Here is a 17,430-nt window from a genome sequence, read left to right on the forward strand (position 1 = left end):
CGATACTTTTCTGAATCTGCTCGGCTGGGTCAACCACGTCACCATCCACGCCGATGGGACGTGCAGAGACATTCGGGATTTCTTTCCGCACCCCCGGGAGCAGGTTCAATCGTTCTTGTCCCGTCAGGGCAGTCCGGCATCAATCTAGCAAGCTAGCTCACCGCATCAGGCAAAGAGATCAATAAGAGTTCGCCATACTGCCTGTCACTGACAACGCTACACCCAATCTCCAAGAAAGTGATATGAGCAGGTATGAGATGTATTCACGCACGCCATTCTTCGAATGCGAAATCCTCACTCCGCGTGCAAGCGAAGACCAACAGATCGTGATCGATTCGGTATTCTGGGGCGCGCCCGAATCGGCAACTGGTTTCCAGGCGGTCGACTATGCTGTTGTTCTGGACACCAACGTTTTCAACTTTATCCGGCAGAAGCCAGACAGCGAATCCGTGCAGCTGCTCCTGCAATTCGCCCAACGGCATCGACTAACGATCGATCCGGGGTTTGCACTGATTGAGCAACGACTGCGTCACGGCAATCCCGATCGCGCGCTTGAGCAGTACCGGAGTACGCTCAAGGCGGACTTCGGCATCAGCATCAGCGATGTGAATATCAACAGGCTGATATCGACACTCGAATCGCTCAAGCCGAACCTTGAATACAATGTCGCCCTGTTGCGCGACTACCTTCCATTGATCAAAGAAATATGGAATAGCACGCGCCCGTTCGAGGATCAGGTCAAGACTCTGTCCGAATGCATCATCTCAGAGGAACTGCCAAGGTTTACGTTTGCGTACCTATTTGCCGCAACCGCATTCTTCGTCAAACATAATCCTGATCTCTTTGATGCCAAAGTAGCCGCCAAGATCCAGAGCGACATGGCAATCTCGCCCAAGGCCGAAAAGGAGGCTGGCCGCCTCTGGAATGTCGCCCACGACCTGGCGCTCTTTGCCTACTGCATAGAAACCACACTCCAAGAGGGTTCAACATCGCTACACATTTCAACGATTGCATCCGCCGATGTTTCCTTTCCGGTCTTCTGCAGAAACATCAAGGCCGCAATCATCCAACACGAGTTTGACCCGGAAACCGGTCGCTATATGCGCCTGGGGCACTTCGGTCTGACTCCCGTTGGTGAGATGGATAAAGCATGCCAAAGTTATGTGATGCAGCTCCTGCCACGGCCCGAACTCGCCTCAGCGCAAATCAAGACGCAGCGGCGGGCCAGGTTGGCGGCGCTGGCCAGAAGACTGGAATCGTCCGCCAGCCAGCCTTGACCGGGCTGATTGACATTGCGAGTGTCTCCTGCTGTTGAGCGGGCTTTGTCGAGTGCAGCCTCGCCGCACCGGCGAAAAGCCGCGTGCACTTCCCGACGATGAGGCGTTCATACGCTCAACCGGGGCAACCGGCCCGCCTGGAGAATGACCCAGTCCGCTCCGTCCACATCGACGGACGGCTCGCGTGGAAGGTCACCAACCTCGCGTGCTATCTGAACAATCCTGATCCAGACAATGAGGCACATAGCTGATGCATTCACCTGGCTTCCTGCAGGGACCGGAGGGCACCATCATGGTCAAGCTCTTCGCAGGCACCGACATTCACGTCCAATTGGCTCCAGATACAGCACGACATCTTGTCCGGTTGCTTGAGCGCTTCAACTGGACGAAGTCTGATCCACAACTCTTCGACAGCAGATGGCGACGCTTCTGGCGAGGCATTCACCCCATCGAACGCAGGATCGTTTCCCTGTACGTGCAAAGCAGTAACGGTGAGCATTTCCGCACTACGACGGTCTGGCTTGGCAACCTTCCGCAGGCACTCCACTCATCCGAGACGCGGCGCAGGCCTCCCCGCGCCACGGATGGCGTGCTCAACGAGTTTGCCAATCTTGAGCAGATCCTCGTCCGCGCATGTGTCGACGCGGACAAGAACGGTGATGTACACGACGAAGATGACCTTGAGCCGAGCGGCATTGTCACGAGCCCCCCGAACTTTCCTACCTCCCGGGAGCGCGTGGGACAGGGGCGGTTGCGACAGGACAGGTATCGCGACAACGTGCTGGCCTTATGGAACAACGCATGCGCCGTCACCGGTTGTTCCCTCGCCCCTGTGGTAGTTGCCTCGCATGCGAAGCCCTGGGCTCTTTCGAACGATGGCGAACGGTTAGACCCACACAACGGACTGCCCCTGGTCGGCTCATTGGACAGGCTGTTCGACGCGGGACTGATTGGTTTCAATCCGGTCACCGGGTCCATGCACGTCGCATCGATCGTCGGAGCACATGACCGGGTGTTGCTTGGACTGCCAGCCCCCCTTCGCCGGAAACCCTGCGCAAAGCAGGCCGTATTTTTGCGCTACCACCTAGACTACGTGTTTCAGGGCGAGTGGGAAAGCGACGAGGCCAGCGGCTCGGGACAACGCTGAAATCGATGCGAAAGCCCCGGCCAGATCCCGGCGAACACCACGCTTATCGCCGCCATGCCCGTGCCATAATAGTAGAAATAATCCAGCAGCCTACACGGGGTAGCAGTAGTCATGTCCGAATGGCCACTCGAACCACGATGCCTGATTGACGACGGACGGGCTACCTGTTCCCGTTCGACTATCTCTACGGTGCCCCGGAAAATTACCATCCGACGCCATCACCGCACAGGTCCGGGGGGCGCATCAGCCGCCGCTATTGTCCGGCATACCAGAGATCATGCTGCGCCTTGCGCGATGCGCTGGCTGACGAACCGCCCCGCCCCTCCTTCTGAGGTCATCGGACCATCTCATGAGGTAACGAGCTGAGCCATGAGCTGGGCTGAACGAAGCGCCACCAATCTCCTGCCGCTGAGTGTCGAGCAACGCCAGTTTCATGTCGCACTTCGCGAATGGGTTTATGCCGGCGACATGTTCGACATGGAAACGCCGACTGAGACATGCCGGCTTTGCGGGCACCCGGATATCCGCTACCACTTCAGGATCGTCAACCAGCACAACGGCAACGAAATGCTGGTCGGCTCCGAGTGTATCAACCGGTTCGGCATCTCGGCGACCGACCCACTCGGAAATATTCTCAATGCCGAAGAATCCCGGCAACGTGTCAACCGGGATCGCCGCTTTCTGGTCACGGAAGCGAAGAAGCGCAAGCTCATCAATACGCTCGTGGAGCTCGCAGGCGTCGAAGAGCAGTTCAACATCCAGTCCTTCATTTCCTACGTCATGGAGCGGGATGCCTTCACCCCAGACCAGTTGGCTGTCCTGTTCTGGCGCCTCGATCAGCATCGTATTGAATACGCGCCCGCCGATTTCAAGGTCACTATCCGGCGAGACCGGGAAAAAACTCAGCTACGCAGAATGGCGGAGTGGAAAATCAGAAAATTGTGGCCTGCCCTGTCTGCCAGTCAACGGCGCTGGGTGCAGGAAAACACTAATTACGCACCATAGCCCTTTGTCGCGAGATACCCGACAATTTCCGTCCTCTGTGATAAACCAGCCCATTCTGGCCGCGCCTCGTCCTGAACGCGTTGACATCGCCCCATTCCACCAGGCACCGCGCCGGAAGAGTCGACCGGATTGCGGTCTGTTATGAACCAGACTTACTTCGCGATCCGCGCAACATAGAAGAGAGCATCAGGTGACGTTATCTGCACAAAGCCCACGCCTGCAGCGATACAGGAAATTTAAAACATTCACACGGTTCGCCAAGCATAAATTCAGGGTGCTCTGCGACCACAACCCTGAGGCTCAACGGTTCGACCAGATCTATTCCTTTTGCATCACGCCGGGCGGCAGAGCCGGCGGACAGAACGCACGGCAGTTCGAAGTTTTCTTTGGCGCCCGTCCCTACGATTCGGCCAGGGTTCTTGACAGTTCCATGCGCCGGACAGTGAGATTGCTTGCGGAACACGGTGCAACCCTGGAATTTATGCGGGATGATCTTGGAAGGGTTCACGTGTTTCTGCATCCTGCAGTCAGCGAAGGTACCAAGCCACTGGAAGATTTCATCAAGCTCGGGATCGTCGAAGACCCGGCGAAACTGCTGAATAATCAGGTTCTATCACGCTACTTTCGCTGGCTCATCGCGTATATGCAGTGCACGTGCCTGGAGGGTCAACCGACGCTCCGGGATCGACTCATGGTATCGGTACTTCGCCTCTTCCGGCAGCGCAGCGTCAACGGCCGTCTACGCCGGACACGGATTTCAAAGTATTCGGGCAACGTGACCCGGTGGGTATTAACGGTCGGCCTCAGCGGAACCCTGTTCTCTGTCATCCAATGGTTCTTCGCTCCGCCGACGGACGTCAGGATTCTCGCCGAGCCGCCTCGCACTCAGGCGCAGCGTACCGACCTTGTCAACCTGACCCGCGACAACGCGACGCATCTCGAAACCATGGAGCGGACGCTCGAGGTCATACGTGCGCGACTCAACGCTTCGGCGAGCCACCAGCCGCCCCCTCTGCTAACCAGTAAACAGAACGGGACGCCGCACGAGGCAACGCGGTAGGGCAGAAATCCACGCCGTCAGGAAATCCATTCCTGGGATAACCTGGCGAATGCTCCGTCCGGAACCATCACCCTCGCCAGGATCCGCGGTCTCGCTGCGCATTCCATGCGGCAGGGCCGGGCTCTTGTGCTGCGCATCGAGCCGCCTGCAGCGTGTCGCCCTTCCGGCTTCCATCCTTGCCCCCTACGGCCCGGTTCCCCGATCCGTGCCTGCGCGAGTCGCTTGCCTGGAGTCAGTGCCGTCTGCAGCCGTTGCGGCCTCCGCCGTCTTCCCTCGTTTGTCACCTCTCCCGCGACTATAGCCCGCAGGCGATGAACTCAGGAAAGACGGAGGCGACGGGACAGCCCAGATCCCTGCGAGACTACCGACGGACCTAACCTACGTCAAACGCCATTCCTTCATCCTGCAGCGCGTCGGAGAGATAGTTGTCCAGCAACCATGCTGAAACGCCTCTATACACGGTAGACCTCGCCACGAATTGCGCCGCTGGTAGGTCAAATGACAGGACCAGTTCCCCTGGTTGCTTTGGCCGCGCTTCCTTAACACATTTCCAATAGATACGCTCAAACGCTATCCTGTCTGCCGAATCAATCGTTATCGATACAGTTTGCATATTTAGGATTTCCTCAGCTCTACTGTCAAAGAAGCATGCAGCGTGGCGAATCCGTTTCGCGGTGACCGTAAGCGAATAGGTGGCATACCGTCCAACCGTCCCACCACCCACGCGATCAGCCCAGCCGCAACGCAGTTCGATCGGTGGCTGTAACGATTCAAATATCAATTGCGCCCGCGTTTCACAGCGCGGCAGTTCCACCATCGCTCGCGAGCGCAAAGATCGCCTGACGGTAAGTAGCTCCCGCAAGGTTCATGGAAATGGTTGAACCGCTTGGGTTTCCTGGACACGTTGCAGTGTTAGTGTCTGGCCTTTCATGAGCCTTCGGCCGTAGGCCGAAGGCCGTACTGCCGGGCAAACTCGCCCGGCGTCAATTCGTTGAGCGCCATGTGAGGCCGGGTCTCATTGTAGTCCCGTCGCCAGGCCTCGATCTCGCGTTTTGCCTCCGCCAGAGATTCGAACCAGTGCAGGTTCAGGCATTCGTCCCGGAACGAGCCGTTGAATGTCTCGATGAAGCTGTTATCCGTGGGCCTGCCCGGACGGCTGAAGTCGATCTGTACCTTGTAGTGGTACGCCCACATATCCAGCAGACGACCCGAGAACTCGCTGCCGTTATCGGCGAACAGGAACCGCGGCGCATGGCGCTGGGCTACCAGCCGGTTCAGCACCGACACAACGTCTTCTGCGCGCAAGCGCTGTCCGACTTCGATGGCAAGTGCTTCACGGCTGAAGACGTCTACGATCGTCAAGGCTCGCAGGCGGGTGCCGTTGGCCAGTTGATCGGCCACGAAGTCCAGGCTCCAGACCTCGTTGGGTCGAACCGGCACGCAGCGTTCACGGCGAGACACCACCATCTTGCGTCGTTTGGGCAGCTTCGAGCGTAGCTGCAACTGCTCTTCGGCGTACAGCCGGTAGACCCGGTTGCGGCTCACACGCCAGCCTTCGCGTTTGAGCAGCACATGAACGCGCCGGTAGCCGTATCGCACGTGGGCTTGCGCGATCTCACGCATACGCTGGCGTAACGCCGTCTGCGGATCCTTGACGCTGCGATAGTAGTGGGTGCTGCGCGCCTGCCTCACCAGACGGCACGCCCGCTGCGTCGGAAGACCGTAATGATCCACGATGTAGGTCACTGCCTGCCTCTTCAGCGCGGGCGGGGCCACTTTTTTGTGGCGATATCCTGCAGGATCGCCTTGTCCAGACTGAGCTCCGCAACCAGCTTCTTGAGCCGCGCATTCTCGTCCTGCAGTTGCGTCAGTTCACGGACCTGGTTTGACTCCAGGCCCGCATACAGCTTCTACCAGCGGTAGTACGTCTGCTCGGAGATTCCCAGTTGCCGGATCAGGTCCGCCACCGGCATGCCCAGCTCGGCCTGCTTGAGCGCGGCCACGATCTGCTCCACCGAGTACTGTTTGCGTTTCATCGCCAACCTCCCGCGTCATGGGGAAAATTGCTCCGAAACACTAACACTCATTTCTGTCTAGGATTTCTATAGCAGATCATGGTCATTGCCGTTGTCCGACGTTTTAGCTATGCATCTTCACGAGCAATTCACCCAAGGCAGGGAGAAAGGGAGCGATGACGGTCATATGTGCAGCGGCCGCGGTAATGAAGCCTTGATAGTGGCGCGCAAATGCTCCTTTGTCGTGTTTTGCTGATTCCAAGCGATCGATAGCGTCCAAAAGCATGTCTCTCTCGGCAGAAGCAAAAAGCTCGTTTTCGACCTTTTTCCGCATTTGACTAAACACATCCTCTTTAGATACGAGGTTGACTGAGTGGTCATTGGAATGGATGTTGACACGGGCATTGCTTCCACTCACGTTCACTGAATAATGTCCGCCGGTATGGCTATCGAATACCTTCGGGCGCGACACCTTCACCTGATAATGTGCGCCAAATGGGCCGCTGCTGTAAAACGTTGGATCGTCAACTGTGAAGACCTCTTGCTTGCCGTTCGGAAGCTGCCGCCGGATCTCGTCACCGACTCTGACATCAGCGCTCGTGTCCGTAATCAAGACCATGGTTCCCGTGAAAGATCCCTTGACGTGGCACCGCAATTCGCCCTCGGATGAAACGATCTCTACATCTTCCTGCTTCACTAATCCAGATAGGCTCATTGGAGATTCCTTTTCAATTTTTCGTAGTTATCGCTTCTTCTTCCGGGTTTCCCGTGCGCGAGTTAATGTTGTAGAAAACGCATGCGTCGATCCCCTGCTTCATTAGATGAAATGACCTGCCCGTTCGCTGAACCGCAACCCGGACAAACCTTTTTGTTTTATCTCAGCGCAGGATAACGTTCCTGCAGCCGAAACACTCAAATAGCTGTGCCATCGAAACAAGGCACATATCGTCATTTTCGACATTCGGTCCGTAGTCGCGTTGATTGGATATCTGCACAGGCCTTCTCATAAGCCCGGCCGCCCTGCCTTTCATCGACAACTGCTTCACGCAGGACAATCCCATCGTCAACCCAGACGCGGATGCCAGCAGGTGCAGGCACGGTGCCTACGATCACGAATACAATGCCTGCAAGCTGCGACCGGGCTGCAAGAGCGTGTTCGCGCGCCAGCATACGATCATCAGTGGATGGTGTCGGTGATGGCTCAGGATGTGTGTGCCAGAGCCCTATGCAATGCAGCCCCTTCTCGAAAAGCACTTCGCGCTCGGTCATCGCCCGATCTGTGTCAAAGACGACACGAGCCCACGCAGCCCGTGTGGGCACCAAAACGGTCGCAAGTTCAACGACAACCGGATCTTCCGTCAGATCTCTCACGAAGAGCTGACCCACGGATTCGTTGCTTGTGCGCGAATGTTGAACGTGATCGAGCAGCGTTTGAAGCGCTGACTCGGCGAACCGAAGCGACCATGTAGCGTCAGGCAGTCGGTACGAAAGTGCAGGTGACTTCATTCGTACCCCAACACGTTCGAAAGACTGCGGGTAGTCGTGGCGCTGTCCGCTTTCGAGACGCTGTAGGGCACGATAGCGCGTGAGTTTACAAGGACAGGTAACGCTTCAAAATAGGCACTTGATCGAACCCATGACCATACAGTCGACGGCTGTTGCATGTCGTCCAGTATCCCAATGATGCGCTCGGCTGCGAATGCCGCCACCAGCTGGATGTCGGCTGCACCATATGGGTGGAAACCGTCCGAACAGGCTGGAAGACTCACGCGTGTGTCGCGCGCGGACAAATCACTGGCGTTAACAAGTTCGTCGGCGGGGTCATCCGCTGGCCACGGCACTGCGGTCTGCGTCAATACGACGTGCCCAGCGCTGCAAAGCGGCTCCGTCCATGCGTGAACGATCGGGGTGTCACCGAACAGTGTGGACCGCATGTGTGAGATGAAGGTACGTACCGAGGATTCAGCCGTGCACTCCACCACCAGGTCGTACGTTTCCGGCCTGCAGTTTTTCGTGATCCATGTCGATGCATCGGCACGAAAACCTCGCACGTCCAGCCCTGGGATATCCCGCCAGAGTTTCCGGGCGAGAGCCGATGCCTTGGGCTGTCCTACCTCTGCGATCCCGAGCTCATGCCGACTGGTGTTCTCAACTCCCATCAACTGGACATCGACGACATCAAGATAGCCGATACCGCTGCGCGCCAGTGCCTTCGCCAGCGAGCTGCCCAGCGATCCGTTTCCCAGCAGCAGGACGCGCTTTTTTCGCCTCTCGTGCAATACATCCAGGTTATGGTCACGCGCGAGCGCCCAGTCAGCATCGACGCGCGTGACGCACACAGGTTCAATGCACGGCGCCTTTAGCAAAGGCAGCGCAGTGGCATATACCTGATACCCGAACACCAGAGGACCCTGCACCAGCACAACCAGCAGTGGTGATTGACCGGGCGGCACTTCGGGTTCGCGCTTGGCGCGCCCCTTCGCCGAACGCTTCGCCCGAGCTGCCACATCCGCACGACTGCATTTGCCAGCCCACTGCGTGAGCGAGCATTCGCCATGCGTCGCCCTGCGCACCAGTGCATCGAGGGCATCAAAAGACGCTGGCCAGGTTGCCGGCGTCCACGGCTCATCGTCGGCAAGACGCACGAAAAGTGCGCTACCGCAGACCATCGTCCCGTCGGCCCAGCCGTGTCGCGCTGCAAGCCCATGGGGCTCCACAGGCGCGACAGTAGCCACTTGCAGCGCGTAGCGTCGATGCTTCGACCCTGCCGGAATGTAGGCCGCGATGGCACCTTCCGACCAGTTACCTGTACTGCCTACATCGACGAATGTTCGCGCGGCCACGGCGCGACGGTCTGGTGCCTGTCGGCGTTTGCCGCAATAGTGGACCCAGTATGATGCGCGCTCGTTGTGGAACTGTTCTTGCACCCAATGTGGATCGGCGCTCGGGCCGAGCAACTGGTCGTCGAGGGCCTCGAGCGCGCGCGTGATAGCGGCCACAGGATCGTCATAGTCCTGGGGAATCGGCACCAGTCCAAGGCATACGTGTCCGTCAGCTTCGATGTGTGGCAGCTGCAGGAAGTGACCCGGATCAACCGAGAGTTCGCATGGGCTTGCAGGAAAGTCCAACGGCAGCGCGATGCGCACGTATCGAACCGGAAGTGCGTCATCGTGGAGGTCCACGATCCAGGCATGCCCTTCACCAGCGCGCAGACGGCCTGCCCGCCGCGCCCACGCTGAACCGGGCCCGGCGTCAAGCCAGTCCCGGACCTGTGCGGCTACCGCTTCGAACGGGCTGCGTTCCATGCTTCCTTCAGCCGAGCGTATTCGACGAGCCAGTCTTCACGGGGTGGTCAGGGTTGGCCTTCCTGTATCCGTCGGCACTGTTGACTAGCCCGTCGAGCACGTTGGCCTTGGGACGGCTTTCCCTCCAAGCTTCGAGGCCTGCCGAGCCGAAGATACTCCTGATCCTTTCTTCACTGGGGGCGCGATGGCTCTGATGCAGCAACGCGTCCAGATCGCGCTCCAATGCAGCATGCCAGCGAACAAACTCCTTCGCGCGCGCACCATCGTCCTCGTTCCACTTGTCGGCAAAGTTTTCGCTCGTGAGTTTCGGGTTTTCGACGCGCCACCCCCTGTGATCCCGCTCGATGAAATCCGGCATCGCTTCGACGAGAGCAAGTACTACCTCGATCGGGGAGGTGAATTCCGCACCACGCCGCGCATGCAGATCGGCGTAAGCCTTCGTCGCAAGCGTAACGATGATGACCGAGATTGGCATCGCCTCCTTCTTCTTCTCGTCGGCGCCCCAATACATCGTGTCGCGGTGCAGCTTCATCAACTGGACCGACCGCCGCAGGATGTCGTCAAGACCCACGTCGCCGTCCGGCAATGGTGCTACGGTTGTACGCGCCTCTACCTTCGACTTCAGTAGGGTGGTCTGGAACTGGAAGCGTCGTGCCGCATGCGTACAGAACCAGTCAGCGAACTCCTCCGGGTTCGATGGCGCCCACCGTGTCTCGGGATCTCGCACGGACAGGCTGGATCCCTGTCGCCCCGTCTGATCCCGCACCGCCGGCGTCAGATCGAAATAGTACGGCCGGCCGGGGTACGGCAAGCGCCAGCAACGACGCTTCGCTTCCGGCTTGCCCGTGACTGCCTCGTTGCCTTCGAGTGCCTTGCCAAACAACGCGAACATCAACTCCGGATCCGGGGAATCGTAATGCGGACCAGTCAGCTTCACCACCAGATCGAGATCGAAATTCACCGGATACCGTTGGCTGATGGTGGTCTGCGTGCGCATCGAGCCTTGCGGAAAGATGTGTACGTCGTGGCGAGGAATGTCCAGCTTCCTGGCCAAATCGTCAGCAAGCCTGGCGTAATCCGCCTCCGCGCGGGCACGGTCTGCAGCATCAAGCTCGAGACGGCGCAGCAGCCGCGCGATAAGCGTTTCCCACTGCTGCGTCTCGCTGCGGGCGTTAAGCGCCGCGATGACCCGCTTCGACAGTGAAAGGTTGGTCGTCATTGGAGCCTCGTTCGAGGTGAAAGTGTGAAAAACCACTGCACAGACACGAAGGGGCCTGGACGTGCACACGCTGCCCGGCACGCCCTCGCCGCTTTCCAGCAGGGCTAAATGCTACTTTTTCTCGCGCCGAACACCCTTGAACGGCGTTTTGTCCGACGTCTTGACGTCCATGAAGCGCCCGGTATCAGCATCGCGCTTCACGTAGTGCCCGGACGGCGTCTGCGTCTGACTGCGATCGCGCACTGCGCCGATGCGGTGGCCATCCCCGTAGGGCCTGTTCTTCGCCATGGCATACCCCTCAAAGTTGATAACGAGCACTATATCTAATCATTTTGACGATGTCAAACGCTCGATCGTATTCTATTACATCGGGATATCGGGTATCATTTCATCATGAACGCAACTGTCAACAATCCCAACCGAGCGCTTTTGGACCGTTTGCCTCAGGTTCAGCGCGAGCGACTCTCGCATATTGATTTCAAGCTGTACTTCCTCGGTGAGTTACGGCGCGCTGACGTCGCGGACCGTTTCGGGACCGGGCCTGCGGCCGCCACGCGCGATATTGCGCAATATAAGGAGATCGCACCGGGCAACCTCGAACTCGATAATTCGGACAAGGTCTACCGGCCAACGCAGAACTTCGTGCCACTGTTCGACCATGCGCCGCAACGTGTGCTGACCGCACTCTCCCGAGGCTTTGGCGAAGGTATTGGTGATGAACTGAAACCGATGGTGCGTTGCGAATTTCCGATCGCCCTGACCGTGCCCCGGATGTCGGTGCTTGCCCCCATCACTCGCGCCATCCACCGTGGGAAAGCGGTGCACATGACATACACATCCGTCGAAAGTGGGCGCAACGAACGGGAGATCGTGCCGATTGCGCTGGTGAACAACGGCAGTCGCTGGCACGTTCGCGCCTACGACCGACGACGCAAGGGATTTCGCGACTTCGTCTTCACACGAATGGAGAGTCCTGTCCTTCTAGAGGACAGCCCAATCGGGGACGAAGAAAAGGTCGATCAGGACGTTCAGTGGAATCGCATCATTGAACTGGAACTGGTCCCGCATCCCGAACATCCGAGACCTGAGGTCGTGATGATGGACTACGACATGCCTGATGGCGTACTGCAAGTGAAGGTGCGTGCCGCCAATGCGGGATATATGCTACGTCGCTGGACCATCGACTGCTCGCCCGATCACCGCCTAAAGGGTATCGAGTATGCCTTGTGGCTCAAAGATCCTCTGGCGCTCTACGGCGCCAGTAACGCGCAACTGGCACCCGGCTATGTAGATCCGAAAGGTGATCCCGGAAACAGGCACATCCAGGCCCTGTAGCACGGCACCCGCCAGGCCGATGGCACGATATGTCATCGGCCCTGATGTCCGCCAGCATCTCTCCCCAAGGTGAAAAGGGCAATATGCCGCAATTGGAAATCTTCTCGGATGCCGACATGGCAGCGGCAATCGACGACGCAGCTGTCAGGGGGCACGACGTCCTCGTCATTGCGAACGGCTTCACCGCAGCTCTCGCGACGCGCGACAACCCGACAAGCGTCTGGACGCTGCGCGGACGCGGTGATTTCGGCTTGAAAAGTGGTGCAGCCACCCGCGCGCCGGCCGACTCGGGCACGCTCTGGTGGCTGGATGTGACGGGATCGCCAGTTGCGTCCGACCTCACTGCTGTCACGCCAGTGCGGACTGCCCGCACAGACGTGGACGCTTGGTTGCAACATGCGGATTCGTTGACCCGACCCAGTGGACGGGGTCCTGCGCCCAAAGATGCTGACCTCGAAGACCTTGGTTATCTGGCCGCGTGGCGATGCCAGTTCTCGGGATGCGGAAAAGATCTGCGCACACACGCCGTTTCGGGCGTCGCAAGCAAGTCGAGCTATTTCGCTCACATCATCGCGTCGTCGCCCAAAGGTCCGCGCGGCGATGCCCTGCTGTCCGGCGTGCGGGCGGACGATATAGAAAACTTCCTCCTTCTCTGCGACGAATGTCACCGCCGTATTGATCGCGAAGATCCTGACCGGTTTACGGTGGCCGTGCTGCAGAAAATGCGTGAGGAAAGCATTGCAGAAGTCCGGCGGCTGCTCACTTCGCTGCAGTACCCGGAGGTAGTCCCTGTCGTGTTGATGGGCAACGTCACGGCTCAGTCACCGCACTTCGTCGCGCGTGAAGCAGAGGAGGCTCTCTGGACCCGGAAACTTCGCATGAAGCGCGGGCATGCACACACATTCTTCGAAAATGGCTGGAACCAGTACGATCCTCACTCGGGGCCGTACTGGTCATCGCTTTTCGACTCGTTGGAAGGTGAACTGCCGCAACTGCGCAAGTTTCTTCGAACAGCGTCGGACACGGCAGGTGCGACACCGCTTGCGGTTTTCCCTCTGCACGGGACGTCGGTGCTGGTGCTCGCAGGTCGCCTGTTTGGAGAAGCGAGCGCGGTCAGTCTCTTCCAGTTCAGGCGCGAGCGCCCAATTCAGGCAGAAGGTGGGCGTTGGGCGTTTGACTCAGACGTTCCGGTCTCGCCCTCAAACAAGTTTTTCGTGAATGAACTGCACCCCCATAAGGCCGGCGCCGAGGAAGCATGCCTTGTCGTCTCGCTTACGTTCAAGATTTCCCCAGATCGCCTGCCGTCCGGGTTGACTGAGAACGGCTCGTTCACGATCGGCGCACTGGAAGTCTCTTCGAGTGAACGTCTGCACCACGACATCCTGACGAGCGAAGAGGACATCGATCTGGTATCAAAGCAGCTCGGTGAGTCCGTGCGTATTCTGCAGGACGACTGGGGCGTGAAGCGTGTCCACCTGTTCGTGGGCGCGCCCGCATCAGTATGCTTCAAGTTGGGTCAGAAGCTGCAGGCGCGCAATCACGCGACGTATCGATGTCATGAGTCAATGCCCGGACCGGGAGGTAGCTTCCTGGCAACGATCGAGATCGACAACCGGGAAGTGCGGTCGCTCCGCACGGGCGAAGCACTCAAACTGGCGTAACGTGCTCGCTCACCGGCCAACACGAAGCGCTGTTCAACACTCACATGTTCCGATGAGATCGCTGTTGGGCACACACTAAGGTGCTTCGACATGCGGTAAGCGATCGGATAACGACGCCACCCTTGCTGCAGATCACTAGACTTGACATGCGATGACACCGTGTAACATGGGCGAATGTCTTATTTGCCGTCCGGCCACGTATATCGATAGGGGATACACATAATGCGAGACATCTTTGAACCCCGGCGCGAACCAGCGCGCAGTATCTACCACGCATTCCAAGCCGAGGCGACCAAACGCAAAGGGCGCAGCGTCGACGAGTGGCTAGCAGCGGAGCGCGACGCCGTATTTCGCGAAGCGACGCATCAAGCGCAAAGCCTCGGTCTGCGCGTTCCAACGATGGATGAAGTCGTTAGCGGAGAACGCTATGCCACCGGGTCGGTGGACTATGGTGCGAAGTGGGCATACTGCGTTGTAGAGGCGATGCATAAGCCCGCTTGAACGACGTGTGGCAAGAACACGGATCAGCGGAGATCGAGCGGCAGCTTCCACGGAAGCAGCGCGTCGTAGGCGTCGGCAGTTTTCGCCAGAGGCAACCTCTGGAACAGCCAGGCGAGATAGCGATATGGCTCGATTCCATTGGCCTTGCACGTTTCGACGAGGGAGTAGAGGTTGGCACTGGCCTGCGCGCCGGCGACCGCATCGGAAAACAGCCAGCCCTTGCGGCCGACGACGAACGGCCTGATCGCGTTCTCACATAGGTTGTGTGATTCATAGACATCGTTTCAACTAAAATGAAGCGATGGACCGAGAAATCGCCGCGAGATTACGTTGGGTACGCATGTATCACGAGACCGGCAATGCCGGCCTCGTGTGCGCGCGATGTGGCATATCTCGACCGACACTTCGCAAATGGCTACGCCGCTACCAGGAAGCTGGAGAAGCGGGACTCCAGTCTCGAAGCCGGCGGCCACTCCGCAGCCCAAACCAGAAGGTTTCCGCGGCTGATCGGGCGACGATCCTCCGATTGCGTGCCGAACGCAAAGGCGCACGGCGAATCCAGAATGATTTGCGACTGCACGAGCAACGAGAACTATCTCTCGCGACCATTCACAAGATCTTGAGCGAGGCGGGTGTAAAGCCGTTGATTCGATCCAGGCGACCGGCGCAGCCGAAACGCTATAGCCGGCCGGTGCCTGGAGACCGCGTCCAGATGGACACGATGAAAATCGCTCGAGGTGCGTACCAATACACGGCGATCGACGACTGTTCGAGATTCCGGGTACTGGCGATATACCCACGCAGAAATGCCCGAAATACGCTGCTTTTTCTTGATCGCGTCATTGAGGAGATGCCGTTCCCGATCCAGCGTATCCAGACCGACCGAGGCGGTGAGTTTTTCGCCGAGTCGGTGCAGCGGCGCTTGATGAGCGAATGCATCAAATTCCGACCGATCCCGCCACGCTCGCCACACCTCAATGGCAAGGTTGAGCGTTCACAGCTCACCGACCGCAACGAATTCTGGTCGCATCATCCGCCTACCGAGGATGCGATCGACCAACGCATTGAGGAGTGGCAGTTCGACTACAACTGGCGGCGCCCGCACGGCTCACTTGGTGGCAAGACGCCCATCGACCGTATCGCCGAGTTAGGCGAAGTCACACCTCTCGCGGAGGAGGTGGAAGGTGCCTACGACGAAACGAAAGAGCGAATTCGACACCGCGAATGGCGCGTCGACAAGACCCTCGCCGAACATCACCGGCGCGTGCTGGAGCTCGTGTCTCCTAACGGAGCCTCGAGCTCCAGCACGCAACGGAAACGGCGCACTAAAAAGTGAAACGATGTCCGTGAATCGCACACATAGGTTGTTCGAGATCGGCCAGTTTCCGTCACCGACGTATCGGATCAGCTTGTGCCACTGTCCGCTCATGTACTGCAATGCCTTGCCGAGCAGACTCGACGGCACGACGCCCGGCAGATGCTCGATCAGCATGCGCTCGATGATGGTGAGCACGCGGACGCTGTATCGGATACGCAATCGCTGCCGCCGCTCTGGTTTCCATTGTGCACTGCGTGCTTCGGCCGCGAACAGCTTGCCGATCAGCATCACGAAGCGCGTCGCCAGCAGATCCGGCGAGCGTGCTGCTTTCGGCACAGACTCCTCGGCTTTGATGAAGCCGCGGCGCACGTGGGCCCAACATCCGAGGTGCACGAGCTGGTGATCGTGGGCGATGCCGTTGTAGAGCTCGTATCCGTCAGTCATCAATGCAGTGCCGGGCTGCACACCAGCATAGAGCTTCTGCGCATGTTGGGCACCGCGCCCGGGCGAGTAAGAGAACATCCGCACGGGCGGCCCTGAGCCGTTGACCTGAGCCCACAGGTAACTCTTCGCCTGCGGCCTTCGCCCTGGTTCCTTCAACACCTGGAACGTTGTCTCGTCGCCGTAGATCAGGTCTGATTCGAGCAGCGCGTCGCGCATCAGGTTGATCACCGGCTGCGTGGCCAGCCCCACCCGCACCACGCTGGCGGCCAGCGTGTTCGACGAGATGTCGCCGCCGAAGCGACGCAGCAGCGTGGCCTGGCGATACAGGGGCATACCGTACTGGTATTTGCCAGTGATGATCCACGCCAGCGCGGATTCCGTGAGCAGCCCGCGAGGAATGATGCGCGCCGGTGCTGGCGTAACCTTGATACCGAGATCGCAGCTCGGGCAGGCGTACTTGACCCGCTGGTATTGAACGACGCGCACTTGCTCGGGAATCACGTCGAGCTGTTCGCTCGTTTCCACGCCGATCTCGACGAGGGCCTGGCCGTCATGCGCGCAGAACCGTTCGGACTTGGGCAGTTCGTGCCGCACGACCTCGCGTGGCAGGTTCGGATCGAGTGGTTTGCGCCCGCGCTTGCCTCGCGTGTGGGCGGCGACCGACGTGCCGGGCATATCCTCGCGCGCGGGCGCGTCGGTAGCCGCTGCAAGTGCCTCTGCTTCGTTGAACAGGCCGAGCTGGTCGGCATGGCGCGCCTCGCTCGATGCACCGAACAGTTCGTGCTTGTAGGCCCGCAGCTTCTCTTCGGCCAGATCGCGCTGGGCCGTCACGAGTCGAAGCTCAACGCGCAGCGCTTCGCGTTCTGCAAGCAGTGATTTGTATTCCTCAACACTGGGCATGACGCGACTGTTCGGCATGACCGATTAGACCATGCCGCCCTCGTGATGTTCAGCTCATCCGCGCGTAATATCGCTGGGGATGCTTCTGGATCACGGCCAGGTCGATTCCGTCAAGCAGCCAGTGCAACTGCTCGGCGGTGAGCGTGATCGTGTCGCTTCCGTTCGGCCAGATGAAGCGATCGGCTTCGAGTCGCTTGAGCAGCAACCAGAAGCCGTTGCCGCCCCAGCCGAGAATCTTGATAC

At 59.0% G+C, this 17,430-nt stretch carries 15 protein-coding genes and 3 pseudogenes; 8 read left to right on the plus strand and 10 right to left on the minus strand.

Translation table 11 applies throughout. The annotated features are described in order from the left end of the window. The first annotated feature begins 242 nt into the window (after positions 1-242). From G3O06_RS30575 to G3O06_RS30590, 4 genes are all read left to right on the plus strand, one after another. Positions 243-1,277, plus strand: coding sequence for a hypothetical protein (locus tag G3O06_RS30575; RefSeq protein WP_205818435.1), 1,035 nt, complete (start codon positions 243-245; stop codon positions 1,275-1,277). Positions 1,278-1,569: 292 nt separating this feature from the next. Further along, positions 1,570-2,424, plus strand: a complete 855-nt coding sequence (locus tag G3O06_RS30580) for an HNH endonuclease signature motif containing protein (protein ID WP_184247879.1) — start codon at positions 1,570-1,572, stop codon at positions 2,422-2,424. 369 nt (positions 2,425-2,793) lie between these two features. Further along, on the plus strand, positions 2,794-3,429 hold the full coding sequence (locus G3O06_RS30585) for a hypothetical protein (protein ID WP_205818436.1): 636 nt from the start codon (positions 2,794-2,796) through the stop codon (positions 3,427-3,429). Positions 3,430-3,619: 190 nt separating this feature from the next. After that, a complete protein-coding gene (locus G3O06_RS30590) occupies positions 3,620-4,489 on the plus strand; it encodes a hypothetical protein (protein ID WP_205818437.1) in 870 nt (289 codons plus the stop codon). A gap of 373 nt (positions 4,490-4,862) precedes the next feature. Here G3O06_RS30590 and G3O06_RS30595 read toward each other — a convergent pair whose 3' ends face one another. From G3O06_RS30595 to G3O06_RS30625, 7 genes and pseudogenes are all read right to left on the minus strand, one after another. Then, entirely contained in the window at positions 4,863-5,306 is a 444-nt protein-coding gene (locus G3O06_RS30595) for a hypothetical protein (protein ID WP_205818438.1), read from the minus strand. Positions 5,307-5,416: 110 nt separating this feature from the next. Then, a pseudogene (locus tag G3O06_RS30600) lies at positions 5,417-6,525 on the minus strand (IS3 family transposase). A 103-nt stretch (positions 6,526-6,628) separates the two neighbouring features. After that, positions 6,629-7,219, minus strand: a complete 591-nt coding sequence (locus G3O06_RS30605; protein WP_205818439.1) for a hypothetical protein — start codon at positions 7,217-7,219, stop codon at positions 6,629-6,631. 233 nt (positions 7,220-7,452) lie between these two features. Continuing rightward, on the minus strand, positions 7,453-8,010 hold the full coding sequence (locus tag G3O06_RS30610; RefSeq protein WP_205818440.1) for a Mov34/MPN/PAD-1 family protein: 558 nt from the start codon (positions 8,008-8,010) through the stop codon (positions 7,453-7,455). Beyond that, positions 8,007-9,809: a ThiF family adenylyltransferase gene (locus tag G3O06_RS30615; RefSeq protein ID WP_205818441.1), complete on the minus strand. Its 1,803-nt coding sequence runs from the start codon at positions 9,807-9,809 to the stop codon at positions 8,007-8,009. Before G3O06_RS30615 ends, G3O06_RS30610 begins: the two co-directional genes overlap by 4 nt. A gap of 7 nt (positions 9,810-9,816) precedes the next feature. Beyond that, a complete protein-coding gene (locus tag G3O06_RS30620) occupies positions 9,817-11,028 on the minus strand; it encodes a nucleotidyltransferase (RefSeq protein WP_205818442.1) in 1,212 nt (403 codons plus the stop codon). 111 nt (positions 11,029-11,139) lie between these two features. After that, a complete protein-coding gene (locus G3O06_RS30625) occupies positions 11,140-11,316 on the minus strand; it encodes a hypothetical protein (RefSeq protein ID WP_184247900.1) in 177 nt (58 codons plus the stop codon). Between the two features lie 105 nt (positions 11,317-11,421). Between G3O06_RS30625 and G3O06_RS30630 the strand changes: the two genes are divergently transcribed. The 3 genes from G3O06_RS30630 (at position 11,422) to G3O06_RS30640 (ending at position 14,525) form a co-directional block, all read left to right on the plus strand. Beyond that, entirely contained in the window at positions 11,422-12,363 is a 942-nt protein-coding gene (locus G3O06_RS30630) for a WYL domain-containing protein (protein ID WP_034190891.1), read from the plus strand. Positions 12,364-12,407: 44 nt separating this feature from the next. Beyond that, positions 12,408-14,024 carry an SAVED domain-containing protein gene (locus G3O06_RS30635; RefSeq protein WP_241020321.1) on the plus strand — a complete coding sequence of 539 codons (1,617 nt, stop codon included), beginning with the start codon at positions 12,408-12,410 and terminating at the stop codon, positions 14,022-14,024. Positions 14,025-14,246: 222 nt separating this feature from the next. After that, positions 14,247-14,525 carry a hypothetical protein gene (locus G3O06_RS30640; protein WP_205818443.1) on the plus strand — a complete coding sequence of 93 codons (279 nt, stop codon included), beginning with the start codon at positions 14,247-14,249 and terminating at the stop codon, positions 14,523-14,525. 23 nt (positions 14,526-14,548) lie between these two features. Here the strand turns inward: G3O06_RS30640 and G3O06_RS30645 are convergent. Next, a pseudogene (locus G3O06_RS30645) lies at positions 14,549-14,788 on the minus strand (transposase domain-containing protein); the annotation flags it as partial. Between the two features lie 38 nt (positions 14,789-14,826). On the opposite strand from G3O06_RS30645, the gene G3O06_RS30650 reads away from it, so the two are divergent. Next, entirely contained in the window at positions 14,827-15,861 is a 1,035-nt protein-coding gene (locus G3O06_RS30650) for an IS481 family transposase (RefSeq protein WP_205818444.1), read from the plus strand. A gap of 21 nt (positions 15,862-15,882) precedes the next feature. Here G3O06_RS30650 and G3O06_RS30655 read toward each other — a convergent pair. Both G3O06_RS30655 and tnpB read right to left on the minus strand, forming a co-directional pair. Then, a pseudogene (locus tag G3O06_RS30655) lies at positions 15,883-17,205 on the minus strand (IS66 family transposase); the annotation flags it as partial. Positions 17,206-17,236: 31 nt separating this feature from the next. Then, a partial coding sequence (gene tnpB, locus G3O06_RS30660) for an IS66 family insertion sequence element accessory protein TnpB (RefSeq protein WP_205818445.1) occupies positions 17,237-17,430 on the minus strand: 194 nt, incomplete at its 5' end.

Origin of the sequence: Burkholderia sp. Ac-20345 (genome assembly GCF_017104825.1) — a bacterium.
GTDB lineage: Bacteria > Pseudomonadota > Gammaproteobacteria > Burkholderiales > Burkholderiaceae > Burkholderia > Burkholderia lata_B.